This window comes from Streptomyces sp. HmicA12, from assembly GCF_000373565.1.
Taxonomy (GTDB): Bacteria; Actinomycetota; Actinomycetes; order Streptomycetales; family Streptomycetaceae; genus Streptomyces.
Genome location: NZ_KB891813.1, coordinates 82,156 through 96,679 on the forward strand (window position 1 = coordinate 82,156; position 14,524 = coordinate 96,679).

Below are 14,524 nucleotides of genomic sequence, written 5' to 3' on the forward strand. Positions count from 1 at the left end.
AAGCCGTCGGGGCATGCCGTCGTGTATGGGGAGATCTGGCGGAAGTCCGAAAGGCGCTCTTGTGCCGCGTAGTTGAGAGCCCGAATACTCCCGAACAGCGCTTGTCAGGGTCACGGCGTGTCCGGAATCCGGACCACTCCTCGTCCCTGACCGCGCCTCACGGGCCCCGACCCCACGCGGGCCCCCGACTTCCCCTCGGGAGGAACGAGCAGTGAGGATCAAGCGCACCACCCCCCGCAGCGGCATAGCGAGACGGACTCGGCTGATCGCCGCAGGTTCCGGTTTCCTGGCCGCGGCAGCGTTCGCCGTCCCCTCCGCACACGCCGCGGAGACCCAGACGTTCAGTGCCACCCAGCTCACGCGGACCAGTGACGCGGTGCGCAGCGCCGACGTCGCCGGCACCGCGTGGTCCGTCGACGCGAAGACCAAGCAGGTTCTTCTCACCGTCGACAGCACGGTCTCGCAGGCCGAGATCAACAAGATCAAGAAGGAGGCCGGCAGCACCGCGGGAGCGCTCAAGATCGAGCGCACGTCCGGCACCTTCCAGCGCTACATCTCCGGCGGCGACGCCATCTATGCGAGTAGCTGGCGCTGCTCGCTGGGTTTCAACGTCCAGGACAACAGCGGGAACTACTACTTCCTGACGGCCGGGCACTGCACCGACGGTGCGGGCACCTGGTGGTCCAACTCCGGGCACACCACGACCCTCGGCACCACCTCGGGGTCCAGCTTCCCGGGGAACGACTACGGGATCGTCAAGTACACCAACAGCACGGTGACCAAGTCCGGCACCGTCGGCAGCGTGGACATCACGCGTGCCGCCACGCCGTCCGTGGGCACCACGGTCACCCGGCGCGGCTCCACCACCGGCATTCACAGCGGCAGCGTCACCGCGCTGAACGCCACCGTGAACTACGGCGGCGGCGACATCGTCTCCGGCCTGATCCGCACCACGGTCTGTGCCGAGCCCGGCGACTCCGGCGGCCCGCTCTACGGCGGTTCCACCGCGTACGGCCTCACCTCCGGCGGCAGCGGCGACTGCACGTCCGGTGGCACGACCTTCTTCCAGCCGGTCACCGAGGCGCTCAGCGCGTACGGGGTGCACGTGTACTGAGCCCCGCGCTCATGCCCCATGTGTGTCATGTACGTCCAACGCACGTCCTTGTACGTTCGTGAACCGCAGCCAGCAGCGGGAGCCCCTGTCCGGTATTGCACCGGGCGGGGGCTCTCCCCTTGTGTCCCTCGTGGCGTTACCGTCGAAGCACGCGCCTGAACCACGCGCCTGTTGCGCCCACTTCGGACCCTGGGGGGCCGTGAGATGGTCGAGGAACTGGTGGCGGCGGGAGTCGCCGTCTTCTGCGCCGGAGCGGTCTACGGGATGGCGGCGGCCCGTGTCGTCAAACAGTACGAGCGCGGGGTGGTGTTCCGGCTCGGCCGGCTGAGGTCGGCGGTGCGCGGGCCCGGGTTCACGATGATCGTGCCGTTCGTGGACCGGATCCGTAAGGTCAACATGCAGATCGTGACGATGCCGGTGCCCGCGCAGGACGGCATCACGCGCGACAACGTCACGGTGCGGGTGGACGCCGTCATCTACTTCAAGGTGGTCGACGCGGCCGAGGCCGTGGTCCAGGTGGAGGACTACCGGTTCGCCGTCTCGCAGATGGCGCAGACGTCACTGCGCTCGATCATCGGCAAGAGCGATCTCGACGACCTGCTGTCCAATCGCGAAAAGCTCAACCAGGGACTCGAGTTGATGATCGACAGCCCCGCCATCGGGTGGGGCGTGCAGATCGACCGGGTCGAGATCAAGGACGTGTCGCTGCCCGAGACCATGAAGCGGTCGATGGCACGGCAGGCCGAGGCCGACCGCGAGCGGCGGGCCCGCGTCATCAACGCGGACGCCGAGCTGCAGGCGTCCAGAAAGCTCGCGGAGGCGGCGCAGCAGATGGAGGCCACTCCGGCCGCGCTGCAACTCCGCCTGCTGCAGACCGTGGTGGCCGTCGCGGCGGAGAAGAACTCGACGCTGGTGCTGCCGTTCCCCGTGGAGTTGCTGCGGTTCCTGGAGCGGGCGACCCCGGGGGACGCGGCGCACGCCGCGAAGGCGGCCGTGCAGCAGCTGACGGAGCTGGACAAGGAGGCCCCGGCCGCCGACGACGGCTCCGCGCCCCGGGCGGACCGGCCGTCCACAGCGGCGATTACCGGACAGGACTAGTCCTTACCCTCTGGCGCACGACGCGCGCGCGGAGTGTTTGCCAATGGGATCGACGTGGGGCGGCGCCCCGGCGCTCAAGGGGTGAGGGGCGTGGCGGAGTTGCCGCACGCACGTCCTGAAGTCGACCTTGTGTGCCCCCTGTGACGGTCGGGATAGTGGGCGCGTCAGCCTCACGGATGCGGTCCACCCCCACATCGGGCCGTTTCCCTACCCCCCACAGGAGGACGTGAGTTGAAGCACCGACGCATACCCAAGCGGCGTGTCGCCGTGGTCGGAGCCGGGATCACCGCTCTGGTCGCCGCGGGCATCACCTTCCAGACTGCGAACGCCAGCACCGAGACCCCGGACGTGGCGCTGAAGAACCTCTCCGTCGCGAAGGCCGGAAATCTCGCCTCGGCCCTGCACAAGGACCTCGGCGCGGACACGGCCGGCAGCTACTACGACGCCAAGGCGAAGCACCTGGTCGTCAACGTGCTGAGCGAGGACGTGGCGCAGGCCGTCGAGGCGGCCGGCGCGCGGGCCAGAGTCGTACAGAACTCCCTGGCCGCGCTGAAGAGCGCCCGTACGACCCTGAAGAGCGACGCGACGATCCCGGGGACCTCCTGGGCCACCGACCCCGCCACCAACAAGGTCGTCGTCACCGCCGACCGCACGGTCAAGGGCGCCGACTGGCAGAAGTTGAACCAGGTCGTCGACGGGCTCGGCGCCAAGGCCGAACTCCAGCGCACCCAGGGTGAGTTCAAGCCCTTCGTCGCGGGCGGCGACGCCATCTCCGGCGGCGGTGGCCGCTGTTCCCTCGGCTTCAACGTGGTCAAGGACGGACAGCCGTACTTCATCACGGCGGGCCACTGCACCGAGGCGATCTCCACCTGGTCCGACTCCAGCGGCCAGGAGATCGGCGCCAACGAGCAGTCCAGCTTCCCGGACAACGACTTCGGTCTGGTGAAGTACACGGCGGACGTCCCGCACCCCAGCGAGGTGAACCTCTACAACGGCTCCGCCCAGCAGATCACCCAGGCCGGTGACGCGACCGTCGGTATGCAGGTCACGCGCTCCGGCTCCACCACCCAGGTCCACGACGGTTCGGTCACCGGACTCGACGCCACCGTGAACTACGGCAACGGCGACATCGTCAACGGCCTGATCCAGACCGACGTCTGCGCCGAGCCCGGCGACAGCGGCGGCTCGCTCTTCTCCGGCGACACGGCGATCGGTCTCACCTCCGGCGGCAGCGGCGACTGCACCTCCGGCGGCGAGACGTTCTTCCAGCCGGTCACGGAAGCGCTGTCCACGTTCGGCGCGGAAATCGGCTGACTCCAGCCTTTGGGTCCCGCCCCCGTTTCGCGGGGGCGGGACTTTTTCAGGAATTCTTGTGAAAACTTTCACAAAGGTGCAAGGGGCTTTGGTCCCGCCACGTTCTTGCAGGCGGGAGGGTGTTTCGGAGGTACTGGTCGACGATCGCAGGGACTTTGTTCCCCAGGGTTGAGGCCCTTTTCAGCCCGCCGGGAGACGCCTGGAGGTGTGGAATTGAGGCATCAGCGAAAAGGGTGCGAAAAAGGGAGTCCTGCCGTGGACACCAAGGGTGCGGAAGCCAAGGGCATGGTCGACGAACTGGTCGAGGGGGCGCTGAAGGCGCTCGCGCGGTTCGAGACCTACGACCAGGAGCAGGTCGACCACATCGTCAAGAAGGCGTCGCTCGCGGCGCTCGGCCACCACGGGGAACTGGCCAAGGCCGCGGTCGAGGAGACCGGGCGCGGCCTGTTCGAGGACAAGGCGGTCAAGAACCTCTTCGCGTGCGAGCACGTCGTGAACTCGATGCGCGGCCTGAAGACCGCCGGCGTGATCTCCCGGGACGAGATCAACGGCATCACCGAGATCGCCGAGCCGGTCGGCGTCGTCTGCGCGATGACCCCGGTCACCAACCCCACCTCGACCACGATCTTCAAGGCGCTGATCGCCCTGAAGACCCGTAACCCGATCGTCTTCGCCTTCCACCCCAGCGCCCAGAACTGCTCGGCCGAGGCCGCCCGGATCGTGCGCGACGCCGCCATCGAGGCCGGCGCCCCCGAGAACTGCGTGCAGTGGATCGAGCGGCCCTCCATGGAGGCCACCGGCTTCCTCATGAACCACGAGGGCGTCTCCACCATCCTCGCCACCGGCGGCAACGCCATGGTCAAGGCCGCCTACTCGTGCGGCAAGCCCGCCCTCGGCGTCGGCGCGGGCAACGTCCCCGCGTACGTCGCGAAGGACGCGAAGCTGGGCCGCGCCATCCACGACATCGTCCTGTCCAAGGCCTTCGACAACGGCATGATCTGCGCCTCCGAGCAGGCCGTCATCCTCGACACGGAGATCTACGAGGACGGCATCGCCGAGCTGAAGCGCCTGCAGGCCCACGTCCTGACGGCCGCCGAGAAGACCAAGCTGGAGGAGTTCGTCTTCGGGACGACCGCGTACGGGAGCGACTGCGCGGGCGCGAAGCTCAACGCCTCCGTCGTCGGCAAGCCGGCGACCTGGATCGCCGAGCAGGCCGGATTCGAGGTCCCGGCCGACACCTCGATCCTCGTCGCCGAGTGCGCCGAGGTCGGCCCCGGCGAGCCGCTCACCCGCGAGAAGCTCTCCCCGATCCTCGCCGCGCTGAAGGCGAGCGACACCGAGCACGGGCTCCGACTGGCCGCCCAGATGGTCGAGTTCAACGGCCTCGGACACTCCGCCGCCATCCACACCGAGAGCGAGGAGCTCGCCGAGGAGTTCGGGCGCCGGGTCAAGGCGATCCGCGTCATCGTCAACTCGCCCTCGACCTTCGGCGGCATCGGCGACGTCTACAACGCCTTCCTCCCCTCACTGACCCTGGGCTGCGGCTCCTACGGCCACAACTCCGTCTCCAACAACGTCTCGGCGGTCAACCTCGTCAACATCAAGCGGATCGGGCGGCGCAACACCAACATGCAGTGGTACAAGATCCCGCCGAAGATCTACTTCGAGCGCAACGCGGTGAAGTACCTCGGCGAGATGGCGGGCGTGCACCGGGTCACGCTGGTCACGGACAAGACGATGGGCGCCATCGGCTTCGTCCGGAAGGTCACCGACATCCTCAACTCCCGCCCGCAGCCCGTCACTCTGCAGGTGATCGACAACGTCGAGCCGAACCCGGAGTTGGCCACCGTGCAGGCGGGCGCGGCCGCGATGCGGGAGTTCGGCCCCGACACGATCGTCGCGCTCGGCGGCGGTTCGCCGATGGACGCCGCGAAGATCATGTGGCTGATGTACGAGCACCCGGAGATCGAGTTCGCGGACACGAAGGAGAAGTTCTTCGACATCCGCAAGAGGGCCTACAAGTTCCCGCAGCTGGGGGAGAAGGCGAAGCTCGTCGCGATCCCGACGACGTCGGGCACGGGCTCGGAGGTCACCCCGTTCGCCGTCATCTCCGACCCGGCCGCCGCGCAGAAGTACCCCCTCGCCGACTACGCGCTCACCCCGAACGTGGCGATCATCGACCCGATGCTGCCGATGAACCTGCCGCCGGCCGTGACGGCCGACTCCGGCTTCGACGCGCTGACCCACGCCACCGAGGCCTACGTCTCCGTCTACGCGAACGACTTCACCGACGGCCAGTGCCTCCAGGCCATCAGGCTCATCTTCGAGAACCTGGAGGCGTGTGTGACGCAGGGCGCCAAGGCCCCCGAGGCGCGCGAGAAGATGCACAACGCGTCGACGATCGCGGGCATGGCCTTCGCCAACGCCTTCCTCGGGCTGGTGCACGCCATGGCCCACACGCTCGGCAACACCTTCCACGTCGCGCACGGCCGCACCAACGCGCTGCTCCTGCCGCACGTCATCCGGCACAACGGCACGGTGTCCCACAAGGCGACCCCGTGGCCGAAGGCCGAGACGTACCGGGCGCCCGAGCGGATCCAGGAGATCGCGAAGATGCTGGGCCTGCCGGCCGCCACCCCGCAGGAAGGCGTGGAGTCGTACGCGAAGGCGGTCGAGGAGCTGCGGGACCGCTGCGGGATCCCCGCCTCGTTCCAGGCCGAGGGCGTCGACGAGACCGCCTTCCTGGAGGCCCTGCCGCAGCAGGCCATGAACGCCTACGCCGACCAGTGCGCGCCCGCCAACCCGCGGATGCCGATGATCGACGACATGCAGCGGCTGATGCGGCAGGCGTACTACGGGAACGCCGCCGAGTAAGACCGAGTAAGGCCGCGTAAGGCCGCGTAAGGCCTCGCCGGGGCTCAGCGTTTGGGCCAGTACCAGAGCGGTTCGTCCAGCAGTCCCTCGCGCCCCGCCACCGTCGTCCGGCCGGACTCCTTGATCAGTTCGATGGAGTTCACGTCGACCCGGTGGCGGGGCGCGCCGCGTGCCAGGGCGTCGGCCAGCGGCCGGGCGTGGGTGACCACGACGACCTGCGACGCGTTCGCGGCGGCGAGCACCAAGTGGGCAAGTGGGGCGAGGAGTTCGGGGTGCAGACTGGTCTCGGGCTCGTTCAGGACGAGGAGTCCGGGCGGGCGCGGGGTGAGCAGCGCGGCCGTCCACAGCAGATAGCGCAGGGTGCCGTCGGAGAGCTCGGCGGGGCCCAGCGGGCGCTTCAGGCCGCGCTGCGTGAGCTGGATCTCGAACCGGCCGCCCGCGCTGTCGACGATCCGCACCCGGCTGCCGGGGAACGCGTCCGCGACGGCCGCGTCGAGCGCCGCGTCGTCCCCGATCTCGTAGATGGTCTGCAGCGCGGCGGCCAGGTCGGAGCCGTCGTGTGCGAGGACCGGGGTGCGGGTCCCGATGCGAGCCGCGCGGGCGGGCGCATCGGCGTCGGTGCGGACATGGTCGTAGAACCGCCACGACCGGATCAGCTCCCTCAACCGCAGCAGATCCGGGGCCAGTTGAGGATCGGCCACCTCGCTGAGCATGCTGTCGTACAGGCGCAGGCCCTGGGTGCGGTGCCAGCCGCCGTCGGCCGTGCGGGTGCGCACGGAGGGGCCCGCGCGGTCGCAGAGCAGGGCGGCGGGGCGCAGCACCGGGCCCGCCCAGGTGGACTCGCGCTTGATCTCCGGGTCGAGGGCGAACATGGAGGCGGCGCCGCCCGGCCCCGCGCCGCTGGACGGGGGCATCCCGAAGTCGACCGCGTAGCCGAACTCGTCGCCCGCGAAGCCGAGCCGGAGGCCGACCGGTCCCGTGTCGCGCTCGCCCGCCCAGAGCACCGAGGGCAGGCCGCCCTCCTGGGCCAGCGCCCGGACGGCGCCGCCGCGCGCCGACGCGGCCAGCAGCCGCAGCGCCCGGTACAGGCTGGACTTGCCGGTGCCGTTCGCGCCGGTGATCACGTTCAGCCGGTCGAGCGGGACGACCAGGCGGCGCAGCGAGCGGTAGTTCTCGACGGCCAGCGTGGTGATCACCGGGTCACGCCTCCGCGGGTTCCGGCGGGGCCAGGAAGCGGCCCATCGGCAGCACCGGGCGGCCCCACGTCGACGCCATCACCTGCCCGGCGAGCAGATACAGCGCCCCGGCCGTGGCGGCCAGGCCGGACCAGCCCGCGACCCGGTTCCAGCCGACCAGGCCCGTGAAGCCGTTGCAGGTCATCGCGATGAAGACGACCAGGACGCAGCTGAAGGTGAGCAGCAGGACCAGATGGATGCGCCAGCTCGCCAGCCACAGGACGAAGACGACGAAGACCCAGGGAAGCGTGAACAGGCCCATCGCGTCGCCGCGCAGCGAGGGATCGAGGGACGGCAGCACCCACAGCAGCATCAGCGCCTTCGCCATCCAGAACAGGCCGAAGCCGCCGAAGACGGTGGCGTGCCAGGTGTCGCCGCGCTGCGCCTGGAACAGGCCGGCCAGGAGCTGGGCGAGGCCGCCGATGAAGAAGCCGACCACGGGGACGTCGGCCGCCGCCAGCCGCTCCGGGAAGATCCCCGCGTCGATGCCGGTGGCGATCATCGTGACGACGATGAAGCCCGTCAGGCCCAGCGGGCCGAGCTGGGCCTGAGCCGTCGGTTCCATGCGCTTGACCGAGCTGGCCTGGGCGGCCGGGCCCGAGCGGTGCGGAAGGTTCATGACGCCACCCCGACGTGCGAGGCCCCGCCCTCGCGCCTGCGGTGCGTGCCGCCGCCGCGCTTCTTCTCGCGCAGGGACGACACCAGCAGCGTCACCGCGACACCGGCCACCGCCCACGCCGACAGGACCAGCAGCGACTTCGTGACGTCGTTGCCGTCGAAGTACGCGATCGAACGCGCCGCCCAGGTGCCCGCGCCCGGCGGCAGCCAGGGCCCGATCGCCTGCCAGAACGGCGGCAGCATCGGCAACGGGAAGGCGCCGCCCGCGCTCGGGTTGCCCGCGACGACGATGAGGAGCACGGCCAGGCCGATGCCGACGACGCCGGTCAGCTCCTCCAGGGCCAGGGTGATCGCGCCGACCGCGAAGGTGACGAGCGCGCCCAGTCCGGTCAGGGCCCAGAAGGAGCCGGGAAGCGCGCCCAGGATCGAGTCGCCGATGATGAGCGAGCCGCCGAGGCCGCCCGCGATCGCGACCAGCGCCATCGCGCCGAGCCGGATCAGCGCGCGCTGCGGGCTCGCGGGCTTGGACCCGGCGCTGATCGACATGATCGAGGCACAGAGGTATCCACCCACGCACCAGCCGACGACCAGGTAGAACGCGGAGAGCCCGTCGAAGTCCTGGGGCGAGGCGGGGGCCACGTCGACCGTCTTCACCGTGCGCTGCTGCGCGCCGTCGACCTCGGTGGCGAGGGTCTCCAGGGCGGACGCGAGGACGGTGCCGCCGCCGGACGCGACGAGCAGGGTGTCCGTGGTGCCCTGGGGGTTCAGGACGAGGGCGCCGTCGATCTTCCGGTCCATGATCTGCTGCCGCGCCGTCCGCTCGTCGGCGACCACCCGCGGGTCCAGCGGGGACCCCGGCAGTTTCGACAGCTGCTGCTCGGCCTGGCGCGCGGCCGCGGGCGCCGGCGCGACCACGCCGAACGGCACGTCCTTCGGCTTCGGGTTGTGCAGCGCCCCCACGTACGAGGCGATGAACAGCAGCTGCAGGGCGAGCACGCCGATGACGAGCAGCGCGGCTCTGGGAGTGACGGCGTCCTTGAACTCACGGGCGAATCCATCGGCGAATTTCATGTCCCCACCGTCCGGCGGGCCCCGGGCCGATGCAGTCGGGGTGGGCCGAACGAGTGGCCCGAACGTCGACTCGTACGCACGTTCGAAATTGGTCTATGGTGGAGGTGGGGGAGGAGAGATCCGATTGGCTCGAGGTGTGCTGGAGGTGCGTGTGCCGGGCTTCACGCATCTGCACACCGTGTCCGGGTTCTCCGTGCGCTACGGCGCCACGCACCCGGAGCGGCTCGCCGAGCGCGCCGCCGAGCGGGGCATGGACGCCCTCGCCCTCACCGACCGGGACACGGTCGCGGGGGCGGTGCGGTTCGCGAAGGCGTGCGCCAAGCACGGGGTGCGGCCGCTGTTCGGGGCCGAGCTCGCGGTGGGCGTCCCGGAGCGGGGCGACCGGCGCCGGCCGCCCGTGCGCGGCGGCGCCTTCATCGACGAGTCGACACCCCGGGTCACCTTCCTCGCCCGGGACGGCGCGCACGGCTGGGCCGAGCTGTGCCGCATGATCACCGCCGCGCACGCCACGGGATCCGGCCCCGGCGACGTACGGCTGCCGTGGGAGGAGAACCACGGGGACGGGCTGACCGTGCTGCTCGGCCCCGGCTCGGACGTCGGCCGGGCGCTGGCCGCGGGCCGCCCCGACAAGGCCGCCAGACTGCTCACGCCGTGGCGCGAGATCTACGGAGACGCCCTGCGCCTCGAAGCCGTCCACCACGGGAAGAAGGGGACCGGGCCCGGCTCGCTGCGGCTCGCCGCCCGCACGGTCGGGTTCGCCGCCGAACAAGGGGTGCGGCCCGTCCTCACCAATGACGTCCGGTACGCCGATCAGGGCGCCGGCCCCGTCGCCGACGTGCTGGACGCCGCGCGCCGCCTCGTGCCCGTCGACCCGGCCAAGGAACTCGACGGCGGGGAGCGGTGGCTCAAGGGCGCCGACGCCATGCTGCACGAGGCCGAGCGGATCGTGGAGGCGGCGGGGTTCCGCCGCGACACCGCCCACCGGCTGCTCGAACAGACGCGGGCGACCGCCGCCGAGTGCCTCGTCGACCCCGAGGAGGACCTCGGTATCGGCTCCGTCCGCTTCCCCGAACCCCGGCTCGTCGGCGCCGACCGCCGCACCGCACAACGCGTCCTCGCCTCGCGCGCCACGGCGGGCATGGTCCGTCTCGGGCACGCGGGCGACCGGGCGTACTGGGAGCGGCTGCACCGCGAACTGGACATCGTCGCCCACTACGACTTCGCCTCCTACTTCCTGACGGTCGCCCGGGTCGTCGACGACGTGAAGGAGATGGGGATCCGGGTCGCGGCCCGCGGCTCCGGCGCGGGCTCACTGATCAACTACCTGATCGGGATCGCGAACGCCGACCCCGTCGAGCACGGTCTGCTCATGGAGCGCTTCCTCTCCAAGCGCCGCTCCGTGCTCCCCGACATCGACATCGACGTCGAGTCCGCGCGCCGCCTGGAGGTCTACCGGGCGATCCTCGACCGGTTCGGCACCGAGCGCGTCGCCACCGTCGCGATGCCGGAGACGTACCGGGTGCGCCACGCGATACGCGACGTCGGCGCGGCCCTGTCCATGGACCCCGCCGACATCGACCGGATCGCCAAGGCGTTCCCGCACATCCGCGCCCGTGACGCCCGCTCCGCGATGGAGGAACTTCCCGAACTCAAGGAGATCGCCGGGGAGTTCGGCGACCGCGCGCGGCTGTGGCAGCTGGTCGAGGCGCTCGACGCGCTGCCCCGCGGAGTCGCCATGCACCCGTGCGGCGTGCTGCTCTCGGACGCCTCGCTGCTCGCCCGCACCCCCGTCGTGCCGACCAGCGGCGAGGGCTTCCCGATGTCCCAGTTCGACAAGGAGGACGTGGAGGACCTCGGGCTGCTCAAGCTGGACGTGCTCGGCGTGCGGATGCAGTCGGCGATGGCGCACGCGGTGGGCGAGATCGAGCGGGCGACGGGGAACTCCGTCGACCTCGACGATCCCGCGCAGGTGCCGCCGGGCGACCCGAGGACGTACCAACTCATCAAGTCCGCCGAGACGCTCGGCTGCTTCCAGATCGAGTCGCCGGGCCAGCGCGACCTGGTCGGGCGGCTCCAGCCGGCCACCTTCCACGATCTGGTCGTGGACATCTCGCTGTTCCGGCCCGGGCCCGTCGCCGCCGACATGGTGCGGCCGTTCATCGAGGCGCGGCACGGACGCGCGCCGGTCCGCTACCCGCACCCGGACCTCGCGGAGGCGCTGGAGGAGACGTACGGCGTCGTCGTCTTCCACGAGCAGATCATCAAGATCGTCGACATCATGACGGGCTGCGGCCGCGACGAGGCCGACCGGGTGCGCCGGGGCCTGTCCGACCCCGCGTCGCAGGGGCGCATCCGGTTCTGGTTCGCGCAGGCCGCGGCGGCGCGCGGCTACGACGCCGACACCATCGGCCGGACCTGGGAGATCGTCGAGGCGTTCGGTTCGTACGGCTTCTGCAAGGCGCACGCCGTGGCCTTCGCGGTGCCCACGTACCAGTCGGCGTGGCTGAAGGCGCACCACCCGGCGGCGTTCTACGCGGGGCTGCTCACCCACGACCCCGGCATGTACCCGAAGCGGCTGCTGCTCGCGGACGCGCGGCGCCGGGGAGTGCCCGTGCTGCCGCTGGACGTGAACCGGTCCGCGGTCGCCCACCGGATCGAACTGGTGTCTGGTTTCAAGGGTGCGCCGGGGGACGTGTGGGGCGTACGGCTCGCGCTCTCCGACGTGTACGGGATCAGCGAGGCGGAGAGCGCGCGGATCCAGGACGGACAGCCGTACGCCTCCCTGCTCGACTTCTGGCAACGGGCCCGGCCGAGCCGGCCGCTCGCGGGACGGCTCGCGCAGGTCGGCGCGCTGGACGCGTTCGGCGCCAACCGCCGTGACCTGCAACTGCATCTGACGGAGCTTCAGCGGGCGGGGCGCGGTACGCGCGGCTCCGGCGGCCCGGGCGGGGAGCAACTGCCGCTGGCCGGCGGACGGCGCACCGCCTCGGCCGGGCTGCCCGACCTCGGCGACACGGAACGGCTCAGCGCCGAGCTCGGCGTCCTCGGGATGGACGCCTCCCGGCACCTCATGGACGACTACGCGGAATTCCTGCGGGAGTTGGGCGTGGTGTCGGCCCGGCGGCTGAGGGAGGCCGAGCACGGGCGGACCGTGCTCGTGGCCGGGGCGAAGGCGGCCACCCAGACGCCGCCGATCCGGTCCGGGAAACGGGTCGTGTTCACCACGCTCGACGACGGCACGGGCCTGGTCGACCTCGCCTTCTTCGACGAGGCGCACGCGGCGTGCGCGCACACCGTCTTCCACTCGTGGCTGCTGCTGGTACGGGGAGAGGTGCAGCGGCGCGGGCCGCGCAGCCTGAGCGTGGTGGGCCAAGCGGCCTGGAACATGGCCGAGTTGGTGGAGGTGTACCGGGAGAAGGGACTCGACGAGGTGGCCCGCAGGATGGCGGCTCCGCCCCCGTCCGACGACGCGGAGGAGGCAGGCGCGGAGGAGACCGGCGCGGAGGGGGCGGTGGCCGACAGCGGCCGCCGTATCCGCATGCCCACCGGTTACGAGATGCACCCGTGGGCGGATCTGCGCCCCGCGGGTCCCTCGGGTCCGCCGGGACCGCCCGGCGGACGCACGTTCTGGCACCGAAGTCCGGGAAGCGCGGGGTGAGTCCGATGAGTTCGATGAGTTCGACGAGTTCAGCGACCGATGTGCTCTGTGTGCGGTTCCTGCTGCCGCCGGAGCGGGAGGCCGAGCTGCCGCGGCTCCTGGAGCTGCTCGGCGAGTTCAGCCCCGTCGTCGAGGCGCTGCCGCCCGACTCCGCGCTGGTGGAACTGCGCGGCGCCGCACGGTACTTCGGCTGGGACACCCGGCAGATCGCCTCCGTCGTGCGGGTGCGGGCCGTCGCCCTGTACGGGGTGGAGTGCGTGATCGGCGCCGGACCCGGGCCGATGGCCGCGCGGATGGCGGTCCGGGAGGCCGAGGCCGGCACCACCCGGATCGTCACGGATGTCACCGCCTTCCTCGCCGGGCAGCCGGTCGCCGCGCTGCCCGGGGTCGGCGCGGCGACCGCCCGCACCCTGTGCGAGTACGGCCTGGACACGGTCGACCGGGTGGCCGCCGCCCCGCTGTCCACGCTCCAGCGCCTCACCACCGCCCGCACCGGCCGCGAACTCCACGAGAAGGCGCGCGGCCTCGACCGCACCCGGGTCGTCCCGAACGCCACCGCCCGCTCCCTCGCCGCCGAACGCGCCTTCGGGCGCGACGAGTTGGACCCCTACCGGCATCGCCGCGCCCTGCTCGCCGCCGCCGACGAACTGGGCGCCCGGATCCGGGACGAAGGCCAGGTGTGCCGCTCCCTGACCCTCACCGTCCGCTACGCCGACCGCTCCTCGACCGTCCGCACCCGCCGCCTGTCCGAGCCGACCGCGCACTCCGCGGCGCTCACCTCGGCCGCGTACCGGATGTACGAGGCGCTCGGGCTGCAGCGGGCCCGGGTGCGGGGCGTCTCCCTGCGCGCGGAGGGGCTCGGTCCCGCCGAGCACGCGTCGCGGCAGCTGACCTTCGACCCCGTCGACGAGCGGACCCGGGCCCTTGAGGCGGTGGCCGACCGGGCCCGTGCCCGGTTCGGCCCGGGGGCGCTCGTGCCGGCGACCCTCGCCGCGTAGGCGTCGGGGCGGGCCTCAAAACCCCGTTGACCTCGGATTACGGGCCCCCTAAGGTGCGCCGCATGTCAACCGCCCCGCGCCTGTGCGCCATCACCCCCGACAACCTCGACGCCGCCCTCGCGGTACGGGTCCGCCCGGACCAGGAGCATCTGGTGGCGCCGGTGGTGAAGTCGCTGGCCGAGGCGTACGTCCACGGCGACGTGGCCTGGCCCCGGCTCATCCTCGACGGGGACCGGCCCGTCGGCTTCCTGATGGCGTTCTTCGACATCGACTGGAAGGCCGACGGCTCCCGCAGCGACATCCGCTCCGGCCTGTGGCGCCTGAACATCGCGGACGGCGAACAGGGGCGTGGCTACGGCCGCTTCGCCGTCGAGGCCGTGGCCGCGGAGATCCGCCGCCGCGGCGGCGACCGCCTGTACGTCACCTGGGACGCGGACCCGAACGGCCCCGAGGGCTTCTACCTGGGCCTCGGCGTCCGGCGGACGGGGGAGACCAGCGGCGACCAGCTCGTGGGCGAACTGGACCTGCGACAGGCCTGAGCGCG

At 71.5% G+C, this 14,524-nt stretch carries 10 protein-coding genes; 7 read left to right on the forward strand and 3 right to left on the reverse strand.

The genetic code is table 11. The features are described 5' to 3' along the window. Positions 1-211: 211 nt before the first annotated feature. From B072_RS0123310 to adhE, 4 genes are all read left to right on the forward strand, one after another. Positions 212-1,114 carry a S1 family peptidase gene (locus B072_RS0123310; RefSeq protein ID WP_018532395.1) on the forward strand — a complete coding sequence of 301 codons (903 nt, stop codon included), beginning with the start codon at positions 212-214 and terminating at the stop codon, positions 1,112-1,114. 204 nt (positions 1,115-1,318) lie between these two features. Next, entirely contained in the window at positions 1,319-2,212 is an 894-nt protein-coding gene (locus B072_RS0123315) for a slipin family protein (RefSeq protein ID WP_018532396.1), read from the forward strand. Between the two features lie 231 nt (positions 2,213-2,443). After that, the gene (locus tag B072_RS0123320; protein ID WP_018532397.1) at positions 2,444-3,526 is read left to right on the forward strand and encodes a S1 family peptidase; all 1,083 of its coding nucleotides are present in this window, start codon (positions 2,444-2,446) and stop codon (positions 3,524-3,526) included. Between the two features lie 255 nt (positions 3,527-3,781). After that, entirely contained in the window at positions 3,782-6,400 is a 2,619-nt protein-coding gene (adhE, locus tag B072_RS0123325) for a bifunctional acetaldehyde-CoA/alcohol dehydrogenase (protein ID WP_018532398.1), read from the forward strand. 44 nt (positions 6,401-6,444) lie between these two features. Here adhE and B072_RS0123330 read toward each other — a convergent pair whose 3' ends face one another. The 3 genes from B072_RS0123330 to B072_RS0123340 are packed head-to-tail and all read right to left on the reverse strand — an operon-like array spanning position 6,445 to position 9,324. Continuing rightward, positions 6,445-7,596: an AAA family ATPase gene (locus B072_RS0123330; protein ID WP_018532399.1), complete on the reverse strand. Its 1,152-nt coding sequence runs from the start codon at positions 7,594-7,596 to the stop codon at positions 6,445-6,447. A 4-nt stretch (positions 7,597-7,600) separates the two neighbouring features. Beyond that, positions 7,601-8,254, reverse strand: a complete 654-nt coding sequence (locus B072_RS0123335; RefSeq protein WP_018532400.1) for an acetate uptake transporter — start codon at positions 8,252-8,254, stop codon at positions 7,601-7,603. Next, entirely contained in the window at positions 8,251-9,324 is a 1,074-nt protein-coding gene (locus B072_RS0123340) for a hypothetical protein (RefSeq protein WP_018532401.1), read from the reverse strand. Before B072_RS0123340 ends, B072_RS0123335 begins: the two co-directional genes overlap by 4 nt. 151 nt (positions 9,325-9,475) lie before the next feature. Between B072_RS0123340 and B072_RS0123345 the strand changes: the two genes are divergently transcribed. The 3 genes from B072_RS0123345 (at position 9,476) to B072_RS0123355 (ending at position 14,519) form a co-directional block, all read left to right on the forward strand. Then, positions 9,476-12,982, forward strand: a complete 3,507-nt coding sequence (locus B072_RS0123345; RefSeq protein ID WP_026246202.1) for a DNA polymerase III subunit alpha — start codon at positions 9,476-9,478, stop codon at positions 12,980-12,982. 5 nt (positions 12,983-12,987) lie between these two features. Continuing rightward, positions 12,988-13,980 carry a DNA polymerase Y family protein gene (locus B072_RS0123350; protein ID WP_158689234.1) on the forward strand — a complete coding sequence of 331 codons (993 nt, stop codon included), beginning with the start codon at positions 12,988-12,990 and terminating at the stop codon, positions 13,978-13,980. Between the two features lie 62 nt (positions 13,981-14,042). Next, positions 14,043-14,519, forward strand: coding sequence for a GNAT family N-acetyltransferase (locus B072_RS0123355; protein ID WP_018532404.1), 477 nt, complete (start codon positions 14,043-14,045; stop codon positions 14,517-14,519). Positions 14,520-14,524 lie beyond the last annotated feature (5 nt).